Source organism: Phenylobacterium sp. (assembly GCF_044372605.1).
Lineage (GTDB): Bacteria > Pseudomonadota > Alphaproteobacteria > Caulobacterales > Caulobacteraceae > Phenylobacterium.
Genome location: NZ_JBILRO010000270.1, coordinates 1 through 4,349 on the forward strand (window position 1 = coordinate 1; position 4,349 = coordinate 4,349).

The window sequence follows — 4,349 nt, forward strand, 5'->3', positions numbered from 1 at the left end:
CTTAGCCGAGACAATGCCTTTGCGGGCGGGTGCGCGCGCGCCGGTGGCTGGCGCGGGGGCGCACGACCGGAGGATCACATCGTAGCGGTAGCCGAGTTCGTTCGAGAATCCGGACAGCCGCGGGCGGATCTCGATGCGGCACGGCGTGCTCAGGTCCAGGTCCCTGAAGAACTGCGGAGCGAGATGGAAGATCGAGTCGAGGGACGTAGTGTGCCGCTGTCCCTTCGGCTGACTTGCCCAGAAGCCCTCAAGGGACCGGCGCAGGTCTTCGCGCCTGCCGAGATCCGGGACGTCGGCGATCAGCAGGATACCCCCGGGCTTGAGTGAGGCCACGGCCTCGTCGATCACCTGGCGCAGATAGCCGTAGCCCGGGAAGAACTGGACGACGCTCGCCAGTAGCACGACATCGAACGGGCCGCCGAGGGACGCCGATATCTCGTGGGCGAACCCGGTCGCGCAAACGAGTTGGGAAATGCCCTGAGCTTCAGCGTCTGCCTTGGCGTGCCGAAGCATGCCCGCCGCCGGGTCCATCGCGACGTATCGCGCCGAACGCGGCGCGAGCCGCGCGGCGACGACGCCGGATCCCGCGCCGATCTCCAAGATATTGGCCTGGCCGTCCAGGAACGGCTCAAGTAGGCCCTCGATGCGATCGACATATTCGTCGATCTCGGCTTCCGAGAAGGGGGCGCCGGTGTAGCTGCTGACGAAGCCCCCGCGCTCAGCGCGCGTCGCGCCTTGGGCTCCCAGGTGATCGAACAGCTCCTGGACGGCCAGCCAGTCGGCGGGCTCGGGCGGCGCGTGGGGCTGGTCGAGGTCGAGACAGACTAGCTGGTCGAGATCAGAACTCAGCCACTGCAGGTCCTGCGCCACACGCAGCAGGCTCAGTTGAGTGACCAGCAGGCCGATGCCAACCTGCCCGATCACGCTCATCAGGCGGTCTTGCGGCCAGTCCGGATCCAGCGGCGCAAACACCCCGCCAGCCTTGGCGATGGCGAGTACGGCGACGACCAGGCCCTCGTTTCGACGCAGAAGGACGCCGACGGGGTCCCCGCTCAGCAGGCCTGACGCGCGCAGCGCGTGTGCGATCTGGTTGGCGCGCGAGTTCAGTTCGCCATAGGTGACGACGCCCTTGGCCGTGACTAGGCCCGTGGCGGCCGGTGCCTCGTCGGCCCGGGCCTCGAAACCTTCGTGAATCAGGCGCTCCCGCGGATAGTCGGCCGCCGTGTCGTTCCACTCCACCAGCAGCTGGCGACGCTCCGCCGTGTCCAGCAGGTCGAACGACCCAAGCCGCCGGCCAGGGTCCGCCACCGCCTGCTCCAGAACCCGCTCAAGATGACCCGCAAGCCGACCGATCGTCGCCGCGTCGAACAGGTCGGTGTCGTAGGTGAGCCGGACGACAAGCCCCTCGGCCCCGATCATGAACGCCAGGGTGATCGGATAGTGCGGCCGCTCGACCGCCTCGATTTCGTCGATCACGATCGCCCGCTCGGCGCCCTCGGCCACCGCCAGACCGTCGAACGGGTAGTTCTCGAATACGAACCCGCTGTGGAACAGTGGCGCGCCCGGCGCCAGCTCGCTCCAGCGCTGCACGTCCACCAGGGCGCTGGACTGGTGGTCGATCAGCTCGTTCTGCCGCGCCTGGATCTCGGCGAGCCAGGCCGCCACCGTGCTCTCGGGCGGCGAGGCCACCCGCAGGGGCAAGGTGTTGATGAACAGGCCGACTCGCTGCTCGGCGTCGGCCAGCTCCGTCGGCCGGCCCGAGACCGTGACCCCGAACACCACGTCCGGCTGGCCGCTGTAGCGGCTCAGCACCAGCGCCCAAGACCCCAGGGCCAGGGTGTTGAGGGTGAGCTTCTGGCTCCGAGCGAAGCCCTCCAGCATCTTCAGGTCCAGCTTGAAGACGTGGCGGTGCTCGGCGTGGCGGTCGCCTGCCCCGGCCGGGCCGCGCGACGGCCGGTCGACCGCCAGCGGGGTGGGCGCCTCGAACCCGGCCAGACGCGCGCGCCAGTAGGCCTCGCCCCGGCCCTTGTCCTGCTGCTGCAGCCAGGCGATGTGGTCGCGGTAGGGGTGCGCCGGACCCAGCCGGGGCTCCTGGCCCGCGGCATAGGCCGCATAGGCGGCGAACACGTCGGCCAGCAGGATCGGCAGCGACCAGCCGTCCAGAAGCACATGGTGGCTGGTCCAGATCAGCCGGTGCTCGGCCTCGCCGGTGCGGATCAGGCACAGCCGCATCAGCGGCGGCCGGGCGAAGTCGAAGGGCCGCTCCCGCTCGGCGGCCAAGAGCTCGGCCAAGCGCAGGGCCTGCTGGTCGCCGGCAAGCGCGCGCCAGTCGAATGTCTCGAACGGGACCTCGGCCTGGCGCAGCACGACCTGCAGGGGACTGGCCAGGTCGTGGCCGACGAAGGCGGTGCGCAAGATGTCGTGGCGCTGCACCAGGTGGTCCCAAGCGCGCCGCAGCGCCTGGGCGTCCAGCGCCCCGGCGAGCCGCCAGCTCAGCGTCGTCACATAGGCCGTCGAGGCCGGCGCGTAGAGCGTGTGGAACAGCAGGCCCTGCTGCAGCGGCGACACCGGATAGATGTCCGCCACCCGCCCCGCCCCGCCCGCCGACTGCACGATCCGATCAAGTTCCGCCTGCTCCAGATCGAGCAGGGTGAAGTCGGAGGGGGTGTATCCGCCGTCGCTATCGCGGCAGTGGGCGATGATCCGGCGCAGGCTGGCGGCGAAGCCGGCGGCCAGGCCCTCGATGGTGGCCGCCGTGTGGCGGCCGCGGCTGTAGGTCCACTGCAGGCGAAGCCGCCCGTCAACCACGGCCCCGGTGACTTCGATCAGGTGCCCCCGCGCCATCCGCGGGCCAATCGCCGCGCCGGCGTCCTCCGGCGCGATGGCGAACAGGGCCGCGTCCGCCGCGGCCTGGTCGACCTGGCCCAGGTAGTTGAACGTCACCTCGGCCTGCGGCAACCCGGCCAGCTCAGTCCCCTCCCCGCCCAGATAGCGCAGCACCCCGTAGCCCACCCCGCGCCGTGGCACCGCGCGAAGCTGCTCCTTCACCGCCTTCAGCGCCATCCCCGGATCCGAGACGCCCTCCAGGTCCAGCAACACCGGGAACAGGCTGGTGAACCAGCCCACGGTGCGCGAGACGTCGACATCCTCGAACAGCTCCTCGCGGCCGTGGCCCTCCAGCCCCACCAGCAGGCTGCGCCGGCCGGTCCAGCCCGCGAAGGCCTCCGCAAGCGCGGTCAGCAGCGCGTCGTTGATCTGCGTATGGTAGACCCCCGGCACCTCCTGTAGCAGGGCTTGGGTCTCCTGCGCCTCCAGCACCATCTCCACCGTTGCGGCCGAGGCGACATCGTTCGCTCCCACCTCCAGGTCCCGCGGCAGGGGCGCGCTCTTCGACCAGGGCGCGGCGCGCCAGTAGGCCAGCTCCTCGAGCGCCGGATCGCCGCCGGCGTAGGCCGCTAGGTGCTCCGCCCAGCTCTTGAACGAGGTGCTCTTCGCCGGCAGCTGCGCCGGCATGCCCCGCGCAGCCTGACCGTAGAGCGTCGGCAGGTCCTCCAGCAGCACCCGCCACGACACCGCGTCGACCGCCAGGTGGTGGATCGTCAGCAACAGCCGCTGGCCCTGGCCCGGGCCCAGCTCGAACAGCGCCGCGCGAAGCACCGGCCCCGCGCCCAGGTCCAGGCTGGCTTGCACCAGCCCGGCGCGCTCCGTGATCGCCGCGGCCCGCTCCGGACCCGCCACCCCCGACAGGTCGATCACCTCGACCTCGGCGGCCTGCGGCTCCGCGTGCCACTGCCGCCAGCCTTGCGCGGTCCGCTCGAAGCGCAGCCGCAGCGCGTCGTGATGCGCGCTCAGCCCCTCCAGCGCATGCGCCAGCACCTTGCCCGACAGCGGCTCGCGGCAGGCCAGCAGGAAGCTCTGGTTGAAGTGGTGCGGCGTGACCGGATCGGCGTCTAGCAGCCAGTGCTGGATCGGCGTCAGCGGCACCTCCCCGCTCACCAGCCCCTGCTCCGCCTCGATCCCCACCCCCAGAACCGCCGCCGCTGCCAGCTCCGCCACGGTCTGACGCTCGAATATCTGCCGCACTGTCACATGCACCCCCACGCGCTTGGCCCGCGCGGCGATCTGGATGCACTGGATGGAGTCTCCCCCGAGCTCGAAGAAGTTGTCGTGGACCCCGACCTGGTCCAGCCGCAGCACCTGCCCCCAGATCTGCGCCAGCGCCGCCTCCGTCGGGCTTCGCGGCGCTACATAGGCCAGACCCTCCGGCCGCCCCTCCGGAACCGGCAGCGCCCTGCGGTCCAGCTTGCCGTTGGCGGTCAGCGGCAGAGCCTCAAGCGTCACGAACGCCG

General features: G+C 71.0%; 1 protein-coding gene. It reads right to left on the minus strand.

The genetic code is table 11. The features are described from left to right. Positions 1-4,349 (minus strand): condensation domain-containing protein (locus ACIQ42_RS16465; protein WP_397423329.1); only part of this gene is annotated, 4,349 nt, incomplete at both ends.